The organism is Gilvimarinus sp. 1_MG-2023, assembly GCF_030548285.1.
In genome coordinates, this window is record NZ_JAUOSC010001566.1 from 1 (window position 1) to 242 (window position 242).

Below are 242 nucleotides of genomic sequence, written 5' to 3' on the forward strand. Positions count from 1 at the left end.
GGGTGATCTGGGATGCCAATGACCGTTTTGTAAAAGACGCACCCCGTACACGTCTGCCGTTACTGGCATACGACCAGTCGCTCACCAGGGCATGGCAAATCAACCCTTTGCCTGCCGTTATGCTGGTCAGCCCGGACGGAACACTGGATTACCTGTACGCAGGTAACCTTTTCAGAAATATGGAATTCACTCGTCGCGCCCTGAGTCACTGGTTATCTGTGGACGGCGTGGTACGTCAACGT

Annotated in this window: 1 protein-coding gene; it reads left to right on the forward strand. The window is 54.1% G+C overall.

Going from position 1 to position 242, the window contains the following annotated elements; translation table 11 throughout:
• Positions 1–242: hypothetical protein (locus Q4563_RS22070; RefSeq protein ID WP_303606062.1), on the forward strand; the 242-nt coding region annotated here is incomplete at both ends.